17 protein-coding genes and 1 pseudogene are annotated in these 18,358 nt (G+C 65.9%); 12 read left to right on the top strand and 6 right to left on the bottom strand.

Annotation, left to right across the window (positions count from 1 at the left end; all coding sequences use genetic code 11):
* Positions 1 to 10 precede the first annotated feature (10 nt).
* Both atzF and G3N58_RS21725 read left to right on the top strand, forming a co-directional pair.
* Complete coding sequence (gene atzF / locus G3N58_RS21730; RefSeq protein ID WP_206000176.1) at positions 11 to 1,852, top strand: allophanate hydrolase; 1,842 nt, start codon at positions 11 to 13, stop codon at positions 1,850 to 1,852.
* A 226-nt stretch (positions 1,853 to 2,078) separates the two neighbouring features.
* Positions 2,079 to 2,426: a hypothetical protein gene (locus G3N58_RS21725; protein ID WP_206000175.1), complete on the top strand. Its 348-nt coding sequence runs from the start codon at positions 2,079 to 2,081 to the stop codon at positions 2,424 to 2,426.
* Positions 2,427 to 2,453: 27 nt separating this feature from the next.
* On the opposite strand, the gene G3N58_RS21720 is transcribed toward G3N58_RS21725, so the two are convergent.
* Positions 2,454 to 2,897, bottom strand: coding sequence for a MarR family transcriptional regulator (locus G3N58_RS21720; RefSeq protein WP_167040676.1), 444 nt, complete (start codon positions 2,895 to 2,897; stop codon positions 2,454 to 2,456).
* A 142-nt stretch (positions 2,898 to 3,039) separates the two neighbouring features.
* Between G3N58_RS21720 and G3N58_RS21715 the strand changes: the two genes are divergently transcribed.
* Positions 3,040 to 4,578 (top strand): DHA2 family efflux MFS transporter permease subunit, encoded by a 1,539-nt coding sequence (locus G3N58_RS21715; protein ID WP_167040673.1) that lies wholly within the window; start codon positions 3,040 to 3,042, stop codon positions 4,576 to 4,578.
* A 31-nt stretch (positions 4,579 to 4,609) separates the two neighbouring features.
* Here G3N58_RS21715 and G3N58_RS21710 read toward each other — a convergent pair whose 3' ends face one another.
* Entirely contained in the window at positions 4,610 to 5,371 is a 762-nt protein-coding gene (locus G3N58_RS21710) for a FadR/GntR family transcriptional regulator (RefSeq protein ID WP_240158886.1), read from the bottom strand.
* 120 nt (positions 5,372 to 5,491) lie between these two features.
* On the opposite strand from G3N58_RS21710, the gene dgoD reads away from it, so the two are divergent.
* From dgoD to G3N58_RS21690, 4 genes and pseudogenes are all read left to right on the top strand, one after another.
* Positions 5,492 to 6,640 (top strand): galactonate dehydratase, encoded by a 1,149-nt coding sequence (dgoD, locus tag G3N58_RS21705; RefSeq protein ID WP_167284963.1) that lies wholly within the window; start codon positions 5,492 to 5,494, stop codon positions 6,638 to 6,640.
* Between the two features lie 235 nt (positions 6,641 to 6,875).
* Positions 6,876 to 8,144 (top strand): annotated as a pseudogene (locus G3N58_RS21700) (MFS transporter).
* A gap of 239 nt (positions 8,145 to 8,383) precedes the next feature.
* Positions 8,384 to 8,686 carry a hypothetical protein gene (locus G3N58_RS21695; protein ID WP_167041233.1) on the top strand — a complete coding sequence of 101 codons (303 nt, stop codon included), beginning with the start codon at positions 8,384 to 8,386 and terminating at the stop codon, positions 8,684 to 8,686.
* Positions 8,687 to 8,698: 12 nt separating this feature from the next.
* Positions 8,699 to 8,935, top strand: coding sequence for a YodC family protein (locus G3N58_RS21690; protein WP_167040664.1), 237 nt, complete (start codon positions 8,699 to 8,701; stop codon positions 8,933 to 8,935).
* Positions 8,936 to 9,103: 168 nt separating this feature from the next.
* Here G3N58_RS21690 and G3N58_RS21685 read toward each other — a convergent pair whose 3' ends face one another.
* Complete coding sequence (locus tag G3N58_RS21685) at positions 9,104 to 10,099, bottom strand: aldo/keto reductase (RefSeq protein WP_167284958.1); 996 nt, start codon at positions 10,097 to 10,099, stop codon at positions 9,104 to 9,106.
* A 105-nt stretch (positions 10,100 to 10,204) separates the two neighbouring features.
* On the opposite strand from G3N58_RS21685, the gene G3N58_RS21680 reads away from it, so the two are divergent.
* Positions 10,205 to 11,095, top strand: coding sequence for a LysR family transcriptional regulator (locus G3N58_RS21680; RefSeq protein WP_167284957.1), 891 nt, complete (start codon positions 10,205 to 10,207; stop codon positions 11,093 to 11,095).
* A gap of 207 nt (positions 11,096 to 11,302) precedes the next feature.
* Here G3N58_RS21680 and G3N58_RS21675 read toward each other — a convergent pair whose 3' ends face one another.
* Both G3N58_RS21675 and copC read right to left on the bottom strand, forming a co-directional pair.
* Complete coding sequence (locus G3N58_RS21675) at positions 11,303 to 12,232, bottom strand: CopD family protein (protein WP_167284955.1); 930 nt, start codon at positions 12,230 to 12,232, stop codon at positions 11,303 to 11,305.
* Positions 12,229 to 12,606 (bottom strand): copper homeostasis periplasmic binding protein CopC, encoded by a 378-nt coding sequence (copC, locus tag G3N58_RS21670; protein ID WP_167040652.1) that lies wholly within the window; start codon positions 12,604 to 12,606, stop codon positions 12,229 to 12,231. The genes G3N58_RS21675 and copC overlap by 4 nt, the downstream gene beginning before the upstream one ends.
* Positions 12,607 to 12,941: 335 nt before the next feature.
* Here copC and G3N58_RS21665 point away from each other — a divergent pair, with 335 nt between their 5' ends.
* The 4 genes from G3N58_RS21665 (at position 12,942) to G3N58_RS21650 (ending at position 17,543) form a co-directional block, all read left to right on the top strand.
* Positions 12,942 to 13,673 carry a c-type cytochrome gene (locus G3N58_RS21665; protein ID WP_205990443.1) on the top strand — a complete coding sequence of 244 codons (732 nt, stop codon included), beginning with the start codon at positions 12,942 to 12,944 and terminating at the stop codon, positions 13,671 to 13,673.
* A gap of 21 nt (positions 13,674 to 13,694) precedes the next feature.
* The gene (locus tag G3N58_RS21660; protein ID WP_167040646.1) at positions 13,695 to 14,993 is read left to right on the top strand and encodes a cytochrome c; all 1,299 of its coding nucleotides are present in this window, start codon (positions 13,695 to 13,697) and stop codon (positions 14,991 to 14,993) included.
* 131 nt (positions 14,994 to 15,124) lie between these two features.
* Positions 15,125 to 15,745 carry a hemolysin III family protein gene (locus G3N58_RS21655; protein WP_167040643.1) on the top strand — a complete coding sequence of 207 codons (621 nt, stop codon included), beginning with the start codon at positions 15,125 to 15,127 and terminating at the stop codon, positions 15,743 to 15,745.
* A 202-nt stretch (positions 15,746 to 15,947) separates the two neighbouring features.
* A complete protein-coding gene (locus G3N58_RS21650; RefSeq protein WP_206000174.1) occupies positions 15,948 to 17,543 on the top strand; it encodes a DEAD/DEAH box helicase in 1,596 nt (531 codons plus the stop codon).
* Between the two features lie 131 nt (positions 17,544 to 17,674).
* Here the strand turns inward: G3N58_RS21650 and G3N58_RS21645 are convergent, their stop codons facing one another.
* A complete protein-coding gene (locus G3N58_RS21645) occupies positions 17,675 to 18,211 on the bottom strand; it encodes a hypothetical protein (protein WP_167040637.1) in 537 nt (178 codons plus the stop codon).
* Positions 18,212 to 18,358 lie beyond the last annotated feature (147 nt).

Raw genomic sequence — 18,358 nt, 5'->3', positions numbered from 1 at the left:
ACAGAAAACCATGCCACCACTCCCGTCACGCTCCTCGTTCGATCTGCGCATCCCGGCACTTCGCGCCGCCTACCGCGCGGGCACGCTCACGCCGCGCCAGCTCGTCGCGGAACTGCTCGGCAAGGCCGCGGCGCTGAATCCCGAGTTCCGTCTTTTCATCCATCTTCTGACCGACGAGGAAGTCGCGCCCTATCTCGAACGGCTCGACGCTCAGGACGCCGCGAGCCTGCCGCTCTACGGCATTCCGTTCGCGATCAAGGACAACATCGACCTCGCCGCCGTTCCGACGACAGCCGCGTGCCCGGCCTTCGCGTACACGCCGGCGGAATCGGCGAGCGTGGTCGCCCGCTTGATCGAGCTGGGCGCGATACCGCTCGGCAAGACCAATCTCGATCAGTTCGCGACCGGCCTCAACGGTACGCGCTCGCCGTACGGCACGTGTCGCAATAGCGTGCATCCCGACTATCCGTCGGGCGGTTCGAGCGCGGGCTCGGCGCTGGCGGTCGCGCTCGGCGTCGCCAGTTTCGCGATCGGCACCGACACGGCCGGTTCGGGCCGCGTGCCCGCCGCGCTGAACAATCTCGTCGGACTCAAACCGACGAGAGGCATCCTGTCCACCGCGGGTGTGGTGCCCGCGTGCCGCACGCTCGATTGCGTCACGTTCTTCACCGCCACGGCCGGGGAAGCGAGCGAGCTGCTGGCACTGACCTCGCACACCGATGCCCACGACGCGTACAGCCGCAGCAATCCGCAATGGAACACGGCACGCGCGTTCGGCACGCCCGCGGCGTTCCGCTTCGGCGTGCCGGCGCAACTCGAATTCGCGGACTGCACTGAAAGCCCCGAACTGTTCGCGACGGCGCGCGCGTTGCTCGAAGCGGCGGGCGGCGAGGCCGTCGAAATCGACTTCGCGCCGTTCGTCGAAGCCGCCAATCTGCTCTATCAAGGTCCGTGGGTCGCCGAGCGCTACAGCGTCGCGGGCGAGCTGATGACGACGACGCCCGACGCCGTGCTGCCGGTGATTCGCGACGTGCTGGCGAAAGCGCCGAGGGCCAGCGCGGTCGAGCTATTTCGTGCGCAATACCGGCTGCAGGCATTGAAGGCGGTCTGCGATGCCTCGCTCGAGTCGCTCGACTTCGTGCTGACGCCGACGTATCCACGGCCCGTGACGCTCGACGAACTGGCGCGCGACCCGATCGGCCCGAACTCGCTGCTCGGCTACTACACGAACTTCATGAATCTGCTCGACTACGCCGCCGTCGCGACGCCGACCGGTTTCATGAAGAACAGTCTGCCGTGGGGCGTGACCGTTTTTGGCCGCCCATTCACCGATCAGTATCTGTTGAGCGTGGCCGATCTGTTGCAGCGAAGGAGCGGCACGCCATGCATCGGAGGCCGAACGATCGCGCCGCGCGAGCCCGGCGAACGGCGCACGGCGACGCACGACCGGATGCGGATCGCGGTCTGCGGTGCGCATATGCAAGGCTTGCCGCTCAATCGCGATCTGCTGGCCCGGGGCGCACGGCTCGTGCAAGCCACCGATACCGCCGGGCACTACCGGCTGGCGGCGCTGCCCGCGTCGGCGGACGGCACGCGCCGCCCGGGCATGTGGCGTGTCACGGAGGGCGGCGCAAGCATCGCGGTCGAGGTGTGGGAGATGCCTGCCGCGGAGTTCGGCTCGTTCATCGCGACCATTGCGTCGCCCCTCGTTCTGGGCAAGGTCGAACTCGTCGACGGATCGTGGGTGAGCGGCTTTCTGTGCGAGCCCTATGGCGTGCAGTCGGGCACCGACATCTCCGGGTTCGGCGGATGGCGAGCCTGGCTGGTGAGAAAGGACGGCGTCAGCGCCTGATCGAGGGAGAACGCAAAGGCAGAGGCGTCGCGAAGAGCGAGCGATGAACGGGCCGGTGACGAGCCGCTGAAACGCCCCCGGGTTTGTTGCGCACGCCCACTCTTGAGAGAATGGCAGCTCGCGCAAGCCTGACAAGTTTTCCCCGGCGATGCCAAAGCACCGCGCGTCCGGGTTCCAGGAGCTTGCAGGCTTCCTTGCAGAATCGCAACTTCGAGGAGGTTCCCTGATGACGTTTCGCACCGCCGCGCTCGCCGCTACCGCGGCTTCCCTCGCGCTCGTCTGCGCCGGCGCAACGCTCGCTGCCCGGGCGCAGACGCCGGCCGACAGCCAGTGGCGCGCGAGCCCCATGACGCTCGCGACGCTGCTGCAGGACGGCTACAGGATCGCCGCGGTCGTCAACGACACGCGCGGCAACGGCGGCCCGGCCGACACGATCTTCGTGCAGCGCGATCAGAGCGCGTTCAAATGCATCGACCCGCAGCAGTCCGATGCAAAAACCAGGCAGGCCGAGGCGCCGGCCTGTTACGAACTGGTGCCGCCGGGCGGCGCCGCACCGGCTTCCGAGTCGAAATAACGCCGGCGATGCAATGGCGGGGTGAGCTCAGCGATCGACGATCCGGCTCAGATTGCCGCGCACCCGCTGCAACAGCGCAATCAGTTGCGCCGCCTCGGCATCGCTGAAACCGTTGAGCGCTTCGAGCGCGACCTCGTCGCCGACCTTGCGCGCCTTGCCGAGCGTGCCCTCGGCTTTCGGCGTCATGCGCACCTGGCGCTCGCGGCGATCCTGCGGATTCGCGCTCCGCTCGATCCAGCCGCCCTCTTCCATCCGGTCGAGCAGACGGCCGGCCGAGATCGGCGCGACTTCGAGCAGGTCCGCGAGCCGCGCCTGGTTGATGTCGCCGTAGTGGCCGAGATAGGCCAGCACACGACACTGCGCGCGCGTGAGATCGACCGACGATTTCGCGAGGTCGTCGAAACGCTTGCCCGCGAGGCGGCCGACGTCGGAAATCAGAAAGCCGAAGCGCTCTTCGAGTTGGGTTTTCATGCGCGGATTATACGGAAGCCCCCCGGTTTGCCGCACGCCGGCACGCACGCGAGCGCGCCAGGCTCAGCACAACTCCCGATAGCGCAAACCCGTTCCGCCGATATAATAAGCATGCTTATTATATTGACCTGCCCCCTCTTTCATGTCCTCAGCTTCCACGCCGGCGAGCGCCACCGCGCCGCTCAACCGGCCGATGATCACGATCTCGATCATGCTCGCGACGCTGATCCAGACGCTCGACAGCACGATCGCCAACGTGGCGCTGCCGCATATGCAAGGCACGCTGTCCGCGTCGCAGGACGAGATCACGTGGGTGCTGACGTCCTACATCGTCGCCGCCGCGATCGCCACGCCGCTGACCGGCTGGCTCTCGGACCGGCTCAGCGTGAAGCGCCTGCTGCTGATCGCGATCGCCGGCTTCACCGTCAGTTCGGCGCTATGCGGGCTGTCGGAAACGCTGCCGCAAATCGTGCTGTCGCGTCTGCTGCAAGGCGTTTTCGGCGCCTCGCTCGTGCCGCTCTCGCAATCGATCCTGCTCGACATCAACCCGCGCGAAAAGCAAGGCCAGGCGATGGCCGTGTGGGGCATGGGCGTGATGGTCGGGCCGATTCTCGGTCCGACGCTCGGCGGCTGGCTCACCGACAGCTACAACTGGCGCTGGGTGTTCTTCATCAACGTGCCGATCGGCGCGTTCGCACTGTTCGGCGTCGCGACCTTCCTGCCGACGCGCGAGCCGAAGCACGACGTGAAGTTCGACGCGTTCGGCTTCATCACGCTCGGTCTCGCGATCGGCGCCTTGCAGGCCATGCTCGATCGCGGCGAACAGCTCGACTGGTTTTCGTCGACCGAGATCGTGATCGAGGCGCTCGTCGCGGCAATCAGCTTCGCGTTCTTTCTCGTGCACACGGCGACGGTCGGCAAGCATTCGTTCTTCAAGTACCAGTTGCTGAAGGACCCGAACTTCGCGACCGGCACGTTCTTCATCTTCGTGATCGGCGCGGTCATGTATGCGACGCGCGCGCTGCTGCCGCCGATGCTGCAAAACCTGATGGGCTATCCGGTCGCGACCACGGGCCTCGTCACGGCGCCGAGCGGCGCCGGCACGATGGTCGCGATGCTGATCGCGGGGCGCCTGCTCAAGCGCGTCGATGCGCGGCTTCTGCTGCTCTCGGGCTTCCTGATCTCGGCGTTCGCGCTCTGGCAGATGATGCAGTACACGATCGTGCTGTCGGCATCGGACATCGTGTGGCCCGGCGTAATCCAGGGCTTCGGGCTCGGCCTCGTGTTCGTGCCGCTCTCCGCGCTGACGTTCTCGACGCTCTCGCCGGAACTGCGCGCCGACGGCACCGCGACCTACAGCCTGATGCGCAACATCGGCAGCAGTATCGGCATCTCGATCGTGCAGACGCTGATGACGCGCAACACGCAGATCTCGCACGCGGACCTCGCGGCGAACATCACCGCGTTCAATCCGGCGATCCAGCCGATGCTCGGCAGCGGCTCGAACTACGACATCGCGGCGCTCAACGCGTCGATCACGCAGCAGGCGTCGATGGTCGCGTATCTGAACGACTTCAAGCTGATGTTCATGGCAACGCTGCTGGTGATTCCGCTCTTGCTGCTGATCCGGCCGTCGCACAAGGCGCCCGATGCATCGGTGGCGCATGCGGCGATGGATTGACCACTCACCCGGCTCACCCAACTCACCCGCCTCACCCTTCGATCCGCCCGCGCGTCACGCCGAGCAACGACGCCATCGCCGCGCGCGCGCATTGCGCATTGCGTGCGCGGATCGCCTCGAACACCGCTGTATGCTCGGCGAGCGACGCATTGAACACGTCAGCGCGTTTCGCATTGAGCCGCAGCTGCGCCTCGAGCGTGCGCTCGATCAGCGCGCCGAGCGGAATCAGCAATTCGTTGCTGCATGCGCTTAGCACGCATAGATGAAACTGCAGGTCCGCGCGCACCCATGCGTCGACGTTGCGCGCCGCCACCATCGCTGCATGCGCGGCCTCGAGCGCGGGCAGCGTGTCGTCCGTATGCGAGGCGGCCGCGAGGCTCGCCGCATACGGTTCGATCATCTCGCGCATTTCCTGTAGCTTGAGCGCGAATGCCATCGGCTCGGCGACGCGCGAGTACCAGTCGAGCAGATCGGCATCGAGCAGATTCCACGCCGACTTCGGCCGCACCCGCGTGCCGACGCGCGGCCGCGATTCGATCAGCCCTTTCGACGTCAGCGTGCGCAGCGCCTCGCGCAGCACCGTGCGGCTCACGCCGAAGCGCTCCATCAACTCGGCCTCGCGCGGCAGGATCGAATCGGGCGCGTAATCGCCGCGCAGAATCGCGGTCGCGAGCAGTTGGGCGACTCGCCCGTGCAGGTCGTGCTGAATGGTTTTCTCCTCGCGCGGGTCGGTCTGTCGCTGGTGAGTCGCTGATCGGTCGCTGGTCTCGTGCCGCCACGCGGCGACGGCCATGGTTCCAGTCTGACCACTATGTGACAAATAATACTATTAATAGTACTTTAAAGCGCTTTGTTGTAGCATCGGGTTTCCGAATTTTTTTCCGCCAGCGCCGGCCGCGAGGAGACACGCACCATGAAAATCACCAAACTCGAAACCTTCATCGTCCCGCCGCGCTGGTGCTTCCTGAAGATCGAGACCGACGAGGGCATCGTCGGCTGGGGCGAGCCGGTGGTCGAGGGCCGCGCGCATACGGTGGCCGCGGCGGTCGAGGAACTGTCCGACTATCTGATCGGCAAGGACCCGCTGCTGATCGAGGACCACTGGCAGGTGATGTACCGCGCGGGCTTCTATCGCGGCGGCCCGATCACGATGAGCGCGATCGCGGGCGTCGACCAGGCGTTGTGGGACATCAAGGGCAAGCATCATGGCGTGCCGGTGCATGCGCTGCTCGGCGGCCAGGTGCGCGAGCGCATCAAGGTGTACTCGTGGATCGGCGGCGACCGCCCGAGCGACGTCGCCAACAACGCGCGCGCGGTGGTCGAGCGCGGCTTCAAGGCCGTCAAGATGAACGGCTCGGAAGAGCTGCAGATCATCGACACCTTCGACAAGGTGCAAGGCGTGATCAACAACGTCGCGGCGGTGCGCGAGGCGGTCGGACCGAACGTCGGCATCGGCGTGGACTTCCACGGCCGCGTCCATAAGCCGATGGCGAAGGTGCTCGCGAAGGAGCTCGATCCGTACAAGCTGCTCTTCATCGAGGAGCCGGTGCTCTCGGAGAACGCCGAGGCGCTGCGCGACATCGTCAATCAGACCAACACGCCGATCGCGCTCGGCGAGCGTCTGTATTCGCGCTGGGACTTCAAGCACATCCTCTCGGGCGGCTACGTCGACATCATCCAGCCGGACGCGTCGCACGCGGGCGGCATCACCGAATGCCGCAAGATCGCCGCGATGGCCGAGGCCTACGACGTCGCGCTCGCGCTGCATTGCCCGCTCGGCCCGATCGCGCTCGCCACCTGCCTGCAGATCGACGCGGTCAGCTACAACGCGTTCATCCAGGAACAGAGCCTCGGCATTCACTACAACCAGGGCAACGACCTGCTCGACTACATCAAAAACCCGGAGGTCTTCAGGTACGAAGACGGTTTCGTGTCGATTCCGCAGGGCCCGGGACTCGGCATCGAGGTCAACGAGGAGAAGGTGCGCGAGATGGCGAAGGTCGGTCATCGCTGGCGCAATCCGGTGTGGCGTCACGCGGACGGCAGCGTCGCCGAATGGTGATTCCGCGCCCCTGAGCGGATGAAGCGGCACGCCGCCGGCGGGCAGCGTGCCGGCATCGGTGTGCCTTGGGGTGCACCTGGGGTCAGCGCCAGGCTACGCATCCCATGCGGCCCGGCGGCGGCTGTTGCGCGCCGTCCGATAGACGCGACCGCGCCCTGCCGGTTCGTCGCCCCCGCCCGCCGCCGATAACAAAATCATCAAGAGGCTGACCCTCGTGGAGACAACCCACACCCAAATGCAAGCGACCGGCAAGCGCCATCGCCTGCTCGCGATGCTGTTCGTCACCGTCGTCATCACCTATCTCGACCGCAGCAATCTGTCGATCGCCGCGACCGCGATCGGCTAGGACCTGCAACTCGATCCCGCCCAGATGGGCCTCGTGTTCTCGGCCTTCGGCTGGTCGTATGCGCTGCTGCAGATTCCCGGCGGCATCCTCGTGGACCGCACGCGGCCTCGCCTGCTGCTCGCGCTGATCATCGGACTATGGTCGCTCGCGACGCTGCTGCAGGGCTTCGCCAGCGCGTTCGCGGTGCTGCTGTCGCTGCGCGTATTGCTGGGCGCGCTCGAAGCGCCCGCCTATCCGACGCTCAATCGCGTCGTCACCACATGGTTTCCCGATAACGAACGGGCCCGCGCCATCGCGAGCTACACGTCCGGCCAGTACGTCGGGCTCGCGTTCCTGACGCCGGTGCTCGTGCTCACGCAGCAGCACTTCGGCTGGCAGGGCGTGTTCTTTCTGACGGGCGCGCTCGGCATCGGCTGGGCGCTGGTCTGGTACGCGCTGTATCGCGAGCCGTCCGAGGCCAGCGGCATCAACGCGGCCGAACTCGACGTCATCCGCGCAGGCGGCGGCCTCGTCGAACTCGGCAGCGCGCCGCGCGCCCGCGCCCGCTATACCGCCGCCGACTGGCGCGCCGTGCTCGGCAACCGCAAGCTGTGGGGCGTGTACATCGGCCAGATCGCGGTGACCTCGACGCTGTGGTTCTTCCTCACCTGGTTTCCCACCTACCTCGTCAAGTACCGGCACATGGACTTCCTGAAGGCCGGCTTCATGGCGGCCGTGCCGTTTCTCGCGGCGTTCGTCGGCATTCTCGCCTCGGGCCTGCTGTCGGACTGGATGATGCGGCGCGGCGTGTCGGCCACGATCGCGCGCAAGGTGCCGATCGTCACGGGCCTCCTGCTGTCGACGGCAATCGTCGGCGCGAACTACGTCGACACGCCCGCGATGGTGATCCTCTTCATGGCGATCGCGTTCTTCGGCAGCGGCTTTTCGTCGATCACGTGGGTGCTGGTGTCGTCGATGGCGAAGAAGGAGCTGCTCGGCCTGACCGGCGGCATGTTCAACCTGATGGGCAATCTGTCGTCGATCTGCGTGCCGGTGGTGATCGGCTTCATCGTCAAAAACAGCGACTTCAAGCCCGCGCTGATGTTCATGAGCGCGGTCGGCGTGGTCGGCGCGCTGTCGTATCTGTTCCTCGTCGGCAAGATCGAGCGCATCCGCTGAACGCTTCGCCGACGCCCCGCCCGCGTGTTACGGCCACGTGACGCGCGGGCCGTCGCAGTAACGTAACATCCCGGACCGCCACGCCTCGAACCGGCGTTTCACGACCGCTCCCGGATTTCGCCCTCTCCCCGCAAAGCCTTACCCGGCAAGGCTTGCGCGTCATTGGTTCGGTATCGGACATACGCATGGCCCGCTCCTTGCTCAAATGCATGCAAACGACACATGCTACGGGGAACAACGTGGGCGAATTCCTTCCTGACTATCTGATCCGCGAACAGGCGGCGGTCGGCGCGCTGGTCGCGTTCGGCGTGCTGCGGGTCATCGGCGCGATGTTCGCGTACGAGCGCGGCTGGAGCATCGCGGTGGTCGCGAAGTGCTTTATCGGCGCGGCGGTGCTGTACTGCCTGCCGCAGATATTCGATCTGCTCACGCAGATGGTCGGCTCGCGCGCGGCCGGCGCCGAACTCGAAGGCAAGGCCGCGGGCTGTGCGATCGCGCTGTTCTGCGCGCCGATCCTCGCCCATCGGCTCGGCTTCGAGTAAGCGAGGCTCGCGATGCGGCTCATCAAGAGAAACGCCAAACCGGTGTACAGCCCGGGCGACGTGCTGAAACTGAAGTCCGGCGGCCGTCCGATGACGGCAACCTGGAGCGGCCCGGTCGTGTTCGCGCCGGGCAACTGGCTGATCTGCCAGTGGTTCAGCGACGCGGGCGAGCTTCAGCAGGAGATGTTTCCGGAGGAGACCCTGGAGCGGGCGCACGACGCAGTGCACGACGAAGCGCTCGTGGCCTGAAGAGAGCAGGAGCGGATCGGCTGGTCGATGCCAGCCGATCGTGTGTATTGCGCCGCACGCGCCCTACTGCCGTGCGGCGCTTTTTTTTGCTTTTTTTAATTTCCCGGCGACTCCGGCCCGCTGCCCTGGACGGCTATCGGGTGGAGTCCTTCCAGGCAGGGCGGAAACCTACTTCGGCCCCATTGCTTCGAAAGAAGCCGGATATCGGCTGCCCGAGATGTTCTCGGGAGAGAACGTCGCTTCGAGCCGTGCGCATTCCGCTTCGGTCAACGCAAGGCTCGCGGCATCGACATTCTGTTCCAGATTCGCGATGCGCTTTGCGCCGGGAATCGGCACGATGTCGCGCCCTTGAGCCAGTACCCAGGCGAGGGCGACTTGCGCAGCGCTTGCGCCTTTCGCCGCGGCGATGTCCTCGATCACCGTCACCAACTGGCGATTGGCCTCGATATGGCCGGGCTGGAAGCGCGGCAAGCTGTGGCGGAAGTCACCCGATTCCAGCGTGGTGGTGGCCGGCATTTTTCCGGTCAGGAAGCCGCGGCCCAGCGGGCTGAACGGCACGAAGGCAATGCCCAGTTCGCGGCAGGTGTCGAGCACGCCGTTTGTTTCGACATCGCGAGTCCAGAGCGAGTATTCGCTCTGCAAAGCCGTGATCGGGTGAATGGCATGCGCCCGCCGCAGCGTCTCGGCGGAGACCTCGGAAAGACCGATGGCGCGCACCTTGCCTTCGGCCACCAGCTCGGCCATGGCGCCGACACTCTCCTCGACCGGCACGGCCGGATCGACGCGATGCAGATAATAAAGGTCGATGACATCGGTATCGAGGCGCTTCAGCGAGGCTTCCGCGACCGCGCGGGCGTTTTCGGGACGTCCGTCCGTTCCGGTGATTTCGCCGAAATCGCTGCGCTCCCGGTTGTAGACGAAGCCGAATTTCGTCGCGATGACCACGCGCTCACGGTAAGGCCTGAGCGCCTTGCCCAGCAGAATCTCGTTGCGATGGGGTCCATAAACCTCGGCGGTGTCGAAGAAGGTCACGCCCAGCTCGACGGCGCGCTGCAGCGTCCGGATCGAACTGGCTTCGTCCTGCGCGCCATAAGACTGGCTCAGCCCCATGCAGCCCAAACCGATGGGCGAAACTTCGATTTTTCCTAACTTGCGATGTTCCATAGCGCACTCCTTTGTGAATTAACGCGGAATGGAAGCATGGTAGTTGGAGCGAATGATGCTGATAACCCGTGTAAAGCAGTTTGTGTTGATCTAAAATTTCGAACAATGGATCGAACACAGCTTTCCCAACTCGTCGTTTTCGTGACCGTTGCCAGGACTGGCAGTTTTCGGGCAGCGGCGGATCAGCTCGGCATCGCGCCTTCAGCGGTCAGCCACGCGGTCTCCACGCTGGAGGACACGCTCGGCCTGAGGTTGCTGGCGCGCACCACGCGCTCGACACGCCCGACCGAGGAAGGGGAACGTCTCCTTGCCCGGGTCGCCGGCCCCCTTGCCGAAATCGAAACGGGATTCACCGAGGTCACGGAAGGGGCCGTTGCGCCCGCCGGCCCATTGCGGATCACGATGCCGTTTCTCGCGGTCCAGGAAGTCATCATGCGACGCCTGCCGGCGTTTACGGCGCGCTATCCCGCGATCGAACTCGACATTCGCGTTTCGGATATTTTTGAAGACATCGTCGAAAAGGGTTGCGACGCGGGGATCAGGCTCGGGGAGAGCCTCGCGGCCGACATGATCGCGGTACGCGCGGACGGGCCACGGCGCGGCATGATTGTCGCTGCCCCCGCCTACTTCGAGCGACATCCCAGGCCCCGGCATCCACGCGATCTGAGCGCACACAACTGCATCCGCCGCCGGTTCGAAAGCGGACGCCTATACCGTTGGGAACTGGAGCATGACGGGCATGCGGTCAGTGTCGAGGTCAAGGGCAGCGTGATCCTGCCGCAGCAGGAATTGATGAGGCAGGCCGCCCTCGACGGAGTGGGACTGGCGTTTCTGTTTGAGGAAGCCGTCGCGGCCGACGTACGCGAAGGGCGGCTGATCTCCGTCATGGAAGAATGGTGTCCGCCTTTCGATGGCTTTTATATTTATTACCCTTCCCGGCGACAGATGCGCCCGGCATTGCGCGCCTTCGTCGAATTCTTCCGCTATTCCGCGTAAGGCCTGGCTATTTCCAGCCTGAGCATGTGCCGGCCACGATCGACGTGCGTTGTCCGACACGCTCCGCAAGCGGCCCGGCACAGAGGAACCCGAACGCGCAGGCGAGGCCGAAGACCGTCGCGGAGTCGGCCCTCGCCGGCGAGCTTGTCCCGAAAGCAATGCCGATCTGCCCGAGCATCGGCAGAACGGCATCCATCTGACCCACGCTCAGTCGAGCGCCGCAAACGCCGGCACGCTATGCGACAGCGCCGCCGCCACGACGAACACGCCGATCATCACGAGCGCTTCGAGATACAGCACGTTGACGAACGTGTGCGCGTCCATCGTCGACGCGGTGCGGCGCAGGCGCGGCAGCGCCGACAGCCGGTTCAGCCCGCCCAACACGAGCGCGAGCGCGACCAGCACGAGCTTGAGCGTCAGCACATGGCCCCACGTGCTCGACAGGATCGCGTCGAGCGAGCCGCCCGAACCGCGCACCGCGTTGAAAACGCCCGACAGCAGCACGAGCGCCACCGCGACGATCGACACGTTCGACACCTGCGCCGCCGTGCGGATCAGCATGCCGCGCGCGGTCGACGCGCCGAGCGCCGGCAGCACCGCAAGTCCCGAGGCCATCGCGAGGCCGCCCCAGACGCTCGTCGCCAGCACGTGCAGCGTCTGCATGCCGATCGCCGCCGACAGCACGCCGGCATCGGCCGCATGACCGAGCGACGCCTTGCCCGCCGCGACCGCCAGCACCGCGAGCCACAGCAGCGTATTGCGCAGCGGGCCCGTGCCGTGGCTCAGCGCGGTGCCGAGCAGCACCAGCGCGCCGCAGAACGCGACGCTCCAGCCACGGCCGACGTGCGTCTGCGCGAGCACGGTCGGCACCACACCGAACGCCGCGGGCAGCGCGACGCCGCTCATCGACGCCGTCTGGTACAGCAGCCAGCCGAGGTCGGCGAGCACCAGCACGATGGCGGCCGCGCGCATCGAACGCTGCGCGCGCAGCCAGCCGGGGCGCGCCGGGGACGTGCCCTGCCGCGCGTCGCGTGCGAGCCACGCCGCCAGCAGCGCCGAACCGACGGCGAACGCAAACGACACATTCATGAGCGCGGCCATTGCGACCTGCCCGATCCACAGTCCGTCGAAGCTCATTTGACGTTGAACGCGAAGTCGCCTTGGGTACGATGGCCGTCCGTCGCCACCGCGATCCAGTGCACCGCGTAGCGGCCCGCGCCCAGCGGCGGGAGCGCCAGACGCATGACCCGCGCATCCTGTCCGTCGACCGCGGAAGCCGTTGTGGCGGCGGGCTTGCCGCTCGCATCGGCGAGCGTGATCCTGCTGAAGGCCGGCTCGAGCGGCTCGGTGAAATGGATCGTGACGTCGCCGGGCGCGGCGACCTCGGCGTTCGCCGCCGGCACGCTCGAGACCAGATGGGCGTGCGCGAACGCCGTGGACGACACCGCCAGCGCGAGCGCGCCGGACATCAACGCACGCAGCGCCGGAACGGAAAAATCGAATAGCTTCATGTAAGACCGATAGCTGAGGGGAACAAACGGTGATTGGGTGGAATGGCGGGCGCGAGCGCGCGCGTCGCCTGGACGGCGCGGCCGGCGGACCCGCAAGTGTACGCTTCGATGGCGCGCGCGGGCATCGGTTCAACCGGCTTCGCCAAATGCCATGTGGCCGGAGCACGAGCCGACCCGCGCCACGCGACATACTGTCGCATGGCAGTCACACCAACGAAGGCCTTGAGTGCGTCAAATAGTCACCATCACCCTTCGATGATAGAATGCTGCGTCGCCGCAGCGACGGCTGTCCTTCACACCGAGCCGCCCGAAGTTCGGTCAGGTCCCCGATTCTGATGGAGTTACGCGTGTCTTCAAGACGCCTCTTCCGCCCGTTGCTTGCCCTTCTGCTGATCGGCTCCGCGGGTGTCTATAGCGCTGCGAAAGCGCAGACTCAACCGAAGGCCCCCGACACGATGGAAGCGCGCGTGCAAGGTTGCACGGCCTGCCACGGCTCGCACGGTCAAGGTACCGACAACGACTACTTCCCGCGCCTCGCGGGCAAGCCGGCGAACTATCTGTTCAACCAGCTACAGAATTTCCGTGAAGGGCGCCGCAAGTATCCGCCCATGAACTACCTCGTCACGTATCTCTCCGACGACTATCTCCACCAGATCGCCACGTTCTTCTCGCAGCAGCGTCCGCCCTATCCGCCGCCGGCCAAGCCGACCGTGTCGGCGGCGACGCTCCAGCGCGGCGAGCAGATCGTGCTGCACGGCGACGCATCGAAGCAGGTGCCCGCCTGCGCGGCCTGCCACGGCAAGGCGCTTACCGGCATGGAACCGGCGATCCCGGGTCTCGTCGGCCTGCACGCCGACTACATCAGCGCGCAGCTCGGCGCCTGGCGTTCGGGCTCGCGCCACGCCATCGCGCCCGACTGCATGCACACGGTCGCCACGCGTCTGTCCGACGACGACGTGAACGCCGTCGCGGCCTGGCTGTCGATGCAAAAGGCTCCGCAAAACCCCGTGCCGGCTCCGGCCCGCTCCTTGAAGACTCCGCTTGCCTGCGGCAGCGAACCGCAATAAGGCGCCGGGAGAGACACTCAAATGAAACGCAAGTCTTTGTTCGCCCTCTCGGCAGTCGTCGTGGCTGCGGCTGCCGCACTCGTTCCCGTCCTCTGGTCGGGTGGCGACAACCTGCATAACGGCTCGGCCGTGGCGGCCACGCCCACCGACCAGGCCGAACTGATCAAGAAGGGCGAGTACCTCGCCCGCGCCGGCGACTGTATCGCCTGCCACACGGTGCGCGGCGGCAAGCCGTTCGCCGGCGGCCTGCCGATGGCGACGCCGTTCGGCACGATGTTCACGCCGAACATCACGCCGGACGACCAGTACGGCATCGGCAAGTGGACCCAGGACGACTTCTATCGCGCGATGCACACGGGCCGCTCGAAGGACGGCAGCCTGCTCTATCCGGGCTTCCCGTTCACGAGCTACACGAAGGTCACGCGCGCCGACGCGGACGCGATCTACGCGTACCTGCGCTCGGTCGCGCCGGTCAACGTGCCGAGCCGTCCGCACGAACTGAAATTCCCGTTCAACCAGCGCAACATGCTGATTGGCTGGCGCACGCTGTTCTTCCGTGAAGGCGAGTTCAAGCCGGACCCGACCAAGTCGGTCGAGTGGAACCGCGGCGCGTATCTGGTCGAAGGCCTCGGCCACTGCGGCATGTGCCACACCTCGATCAACGCGATGGGCGGCCCGGTCAATTCGGCGGCGTTCGCGGGCGGTCTGATTCCGCTGCAGAACTGGTATGCGCCGTCGCTGACGTCGAACAAGGAAGCCGGCCTCGGTGACTGGGACCTGCAGGACATCGCCAGCCTGCTGAAGACCGGTGTGTCGAACCGCGGCGCGGTGTTCGGTCCGATGGCCGAAGTGGTGCACAACAGCCTGCAGTATCTGTCGACCGAAGATATCAACGCGATGGCGACGTACCTGAAGACGATTCCGCAGAAGAGCGACGCACCGGAACCGCTGCAGCTCGAAACCTCGGAAAAGTTCGGTGGCGAACTGTTGAAGCAAGGCCAGAAGATCTACGTTGACAACTGCGCGAAGTGCCACGCGGAAAATGGTCTCGGCCAGCCGCCGGCGTTCCCGCCGCTCGCGAACAACCCGTCGATCCAGATGCCGTCGGCAGTCAACCCGATCCGCATGGTGCTGAACGGCGGTTATCCGCCGAGCACGGAAGCGAACCCGCATCCGTATGGCATGCCACCGTTTGCGCAGGCGCTGTCGAATCAGGAAGTCGCGGCCGTCGTGACGTACATCCGTATGTCCTGGGGCAACCACGGCACCGCCGTGTCGCCGCAGCAGGTGGCCGATCTGCGTTCGGCGCCGCTCGACTAAGCAGCGTTCGTCGCACCCCGGGCGCGGCCTGCGAAATTCGCGGCCGCGCCCTTCGTTTTTCAGGACCGGTATCATGTGGGCGCATTTGCGGTTGTGTCTGCCCTCGTGAAACCGCATGGGAGAAAAGAGTCGTGCCTGTCGGTGAGCGTTTCAACAGCATTACCCATCTCGTCGGCGCCGTGCTGTCGGTGGTGGGGCTGGCGGCGCTCGTCACGATGGGCGTGCTCGCCGACGACGCGTACAAGGTGGTCAGCTTCAGCGTGTACGGTGCGATGCTGTTCGTGCTGTATGCGATCTCGACGCTCTATCACAGCGTAAGCCATCCGCGTCTGAAGGCGATTCTGCAGAAATGCGATCATTCGGCGATCTACCTGCTGATCGCCGGCAGCTACACCCCTTTCACGCTCGTCACGTTGCGCGGGCCGTGGGGCTGGTCGCTATTCGGGGTAAGCTGGGGGCTTGCCGCTCTCGGCATCGTGCAGGAACTGACGCTCGGGCGCCGTACCCGCAGCGTGTCGATGGTGTTGTACGTGTTGATGGGATGGCTCGCGCTCGTAGCCGTCCGCCCGCTGGTGCAGGCGTTGCCGGCCGCGGGGACCGCATGGCTCGTGGCCGGCGGCGTCATCTATAGCGCCGGTATCTATTTCTTCATCAACGACGAGCGCATCCGCCACGGACATGGTATCTGGCACCTGTTCGTACTGGCGGGCAGTCTGTGTCAATTCGTCAGTGTCGCGCGCTATGTCGCGTGACACTCCACGGCGACGAATTGCAACTTAAGGCCAGTCGACGTGTCTGCATAGCGCGTCGAAACATTCGGCACATCTTTGAACGTGCCGCCGATTTCTCCGTGAACGGAACCGGGCTTCGGCCTCGCACACGCCTTGCCGGCGGGTTCATGCCGCATGGGTTCCCATTGGCGCCGTTCGCGAAACTGCATTGCAAAGAGCTTTTATGTCTTTTGATTCCCTCGGCTTGTCCGAACCGCTGGTCCGCGCTGTCAACGAACTCGGCTATACCAGCCCGACCCCGATCCAGACCCAGGCGATCCCCGCCGTGCTCAACGGCGGCGATCTGCTCGCCGGCGCGCAAACCGGCACCGGCAAGACCGCCGGCTTCACGCTGCCGATCCTGCAGCGTCTGCAATCGATGCCGCCGGCCGCCGGCGGCAAGCGCGTGATCCGCGCGCTGATCCTCACGCCGACGCGCGAACTCGCCGCTCAGGTCGAAGAAAGCGTGCGCGCGTACGGCAAATACCTGAAGCTGAAGTCGACCGTGATGTTCGGCGGCGTCGGCATCAATCCGCAGATCGATGCGTTGAAGCGCGGCGTCGATATCGTCGTCGCGACGCCGGGCCGTCTGCTCGATCACATGCAGCAGAAGACCATCGACCTGTCGCATCTCGAGATTCTCGTGCTCGACGAAGCGGACCGCATGCTCGACATGGGCTTCATCCACGACATCAAGCGCGTGCTCGCGAAGCTGCCGCCGAAGCGCCAGAACCTGCTGTTCTCGGCCACCTTCTCCGACGAGATCAAGGCACTCGCCGACAGCCTGCTCGACTCGCCGGCGCTGATCGAAGTCGCGCGCCGCAATACGACGGCCGAAACGGTCGCGCAGAAGATTCACCCGGTCGATCGCGACCGCAAGCGCGACCTGCTCACGCATCTGATCCGTCAGCACAACTGGTTCCAGGTGCTCGTGTTCACGCGCACCAAGCACGGCGCGAACCGCCTTGCCGAGCAGTTGACGAAGGACGGCATCAGCGCGCTCGCGATTCACGGCAACAAGAGCCAGTCGGCGCGCACGCGCGCGCTCGCCGAGTTCAAGGACGGCACGCTGCAGGTGCTGGTCGCGACCGACATCGCCGCACGCGGCATCGATATCGATCAGCTGCCGCACGTGGTCAACTTCGATCTGCCGAACGTGCCGGAAGATTACGTGCACCGCATCGGCCGCACGGGCCGCGCGGGCGCGACGGGCGAGGCGGTGTCGCTCGTATGCGTCGATGAATTGCAGTTGCTGAAGGACATCGAGAAGCTCATCAAGCGTCCGGTGCCGCAGGAAGTGATCGCCGGATTCGAGCCGGACCCGAACGCGAAGCCCGAGCCGATTCAGCGTCGTAGCCAGGGCGGTGGCGGCCGCTCACCGCGTCAGGGGCAAGGCGCCGGACGGCGCGAAGGTGGCAACGCGAATGCGGCTGCAGGCGCCAATGCGCGCTCGGCATCCGCTGCGGCTTCGGCAAAACCGGGGCAAGGTTCGGGGCAACGCTCGGGACAGCGCGCGTCGAATGGTCAGCCGTCGCCGCGCCCGCAAGGCGCGAAGCCAGCCGGCAACGGCGGCCAGCCGCGACGCGACGCGCAACGTCACGACGACCGGCCGCGCGCGGCTGCGCATGACGGTGTGGCAGCACATCACGCGCCGCGCAAACCGCAAGGCAATCGCTCGCACAACAGCAACCCGGGCGCGTTGCTCGGCGGCGGCGCGAAGCCGCGCAACGATGCACCGCGTGGCGCCCAGCCGCCGCGCAATGGTGAGCGCGGCCGCTGAGCCTCTGGGCCGTTGAGCCTCTGTCGAAGCTCGTGGGATTCCGCGGCCTTTGAAGCCGTCGTTTCGCCAGCCGTCAGCGCCTCGGTGAGCGACTAACGGCGAGGACTAACAGCGCGGACCAACGGCTTGAACTAACGGCGGGTCGCGGCAGCGGCCCGTTTCAAATGCTCGACCTGCTTCTCCCACCGGTCGAGTACTTCCCTTCCGCCCCCTTCCAGTTCGAACGTGATGCCGCCCGTGAGGCGCGCATAACGCACGCTCTGCGCTTCCCCTGTGTCGATCGAACCGAGCAGATAGACGAGGCCGCTGTCGTCGCCGACCGCGCTCGCCAGCGGTGCGACACGCAACTGCACCTGATAGAACGCCGCGTCGCAGACAAAGCTGAGCGTCGCGCGGCCGCTTTGCGCGATTGCGCGCGTCGCTCGCGCCTGCGGCCATAACGCGATGCACAGCGTGCGCGCATCGGGCGCATAGAGTTCGCCGACGCTCAGCAAGGACGTGCGCACGTGGCCGTTCGCATCGACGGTGAGCAGCGAAGCGGTAAAGCCGCTCTTGCCGCCGATCGACGAACCATCGAACAACGCGCGCACGGCGTCGGGCCATTCATCGAACACATTCTGTTCGAGCGGACGCGCGGGCGCCGGGGTAGATGCGGAAGAATCGCTCATGCGGTCGGTCAGGTTGAAATGGACAAGGCTCCATCATGCCGCGAATGCCGCGAATGCTGCGAATACTGCGAATACCGCGAAAAGAACGAGGCCCGCGTGAGCGAGCCTCGCCTCGTCGCCGCGCCGAGTTCGTCGCGAGGTCAGCGC

Source organism: Paraburkholderia sp. Ac-20342, assembly GCF_017104985.1.
Classification (GTDB): Bacteria; Pseudomonadota; Gammaproteobacteria; order Burkholderiales; family Burkholderiaceae; genus Paraburkholderia.
The sequence above is the reverse complement of the archived record's forward strand: the minus strand, read 5'-3'. Positions and strand labels throughout refer to the sequence as shown.

Coding starts and splice junctions, on each gene's coding strand:
- atzF (WP_206000176.1), top strand. CDS start 11: ATGCCACCACTCCCGTCACGCTCCTCGTTCGATCTGCGCATCCCGGCA.
- G3N58_RS21725 (WP_206000175.1), top strand. CDS start 2,079: ATGACGTTTCGCACCGCCGCGCTCGCCGCTACCGCGGCTTCCCTCGCG.
- G3N58_RS21720 (WP_167040676.1), bottom strand. CDS start 2,897: ATGAAAACCCAACTCGAAGAGCGCTTCGGCTTTCTGATTTCCGACGTC.
- G3N58_RS21715 (WP_167040673.1), top strand. CDS start 3,040: ATGTCCTCAGCTTCCACGCCGGCGAGCGCCACCGCGCCGCTCAACCGG.
- G3N58_RS21710 (WP_240158886.1), bottom strand. CDS start 5,371: ATGGCCGTCGCCGCGTGGCGGCACGAGACCAGCGACCGATCAGCGACT.
- dgoD (WP_167284963.1), top strand. CDS start 5,492: ATGAAAATCACCAAACTCGAAACCTTCATCGTCCCGCCGCGCTGGTGC.
- G3N58_RS21690 (WP_167040664.1), top strand. CDS start 8,699: ATGCGGCTCATCAAGAGAAACGCCAAACCGGTGTACAGCCCGGGCGAC.
- G3N58_RS21685 (WP_167284958.1), bottom strand. CDS start 10,099: ATGGAACATCGCAAGTTAGGAAAAATCGAAGTTTCGCCCATCGGTTTG.
- G3N58_RS21680 (WP_167284957.1), top strand. CDS start 10,205: ATGGATCGAACACAGCTTTCCCAACTCGTCGTTTTCGTGACCGTTGCC.
- G3N58_RS21675 (WP_167284955.1), bottom strand. CDS start 12,232: ATGAGCTTCGACGGACTGTGGATCGGGCAGGTCGCAATGGCCGCGCTC.
- copC (WP_167040652.1), bottom strand. CDS start 12,606: ATGAAGCTATTCGATTTTTCCGTTCCGGCGCTGCGTGCGTTGATGTCC.
- G3N58_RS21665 (WP_205990443.1), top strand. CDS start 12,942: ATGGAGTTACGCGTGTCTTCAAGACGCCTCTTCCGCCCGTTGCTTGCC.
- G3N58_RS21660 (WP_167040646.1), top strand. CDS start 13,695: ATGAAACGCAAGTCTTTGTTCGCCCTCTCGGCAGTCGTCGTGGCTGCG.
- G3N58_RS21650 (WP_206000174.1), top strand. CDS start 15,948: ATGTCTTTTGATTCCCTCGGCTTGTCCGAACCGCTGGTCCGCGCTGTC.
- G3N58_RS21645 (WP_167040637.1), bottom strand. CDS start 18,211: ATGAGCGATTCTTCCGCATCTACCCCGGCGCCCGCGCGTCCGCTCGAA.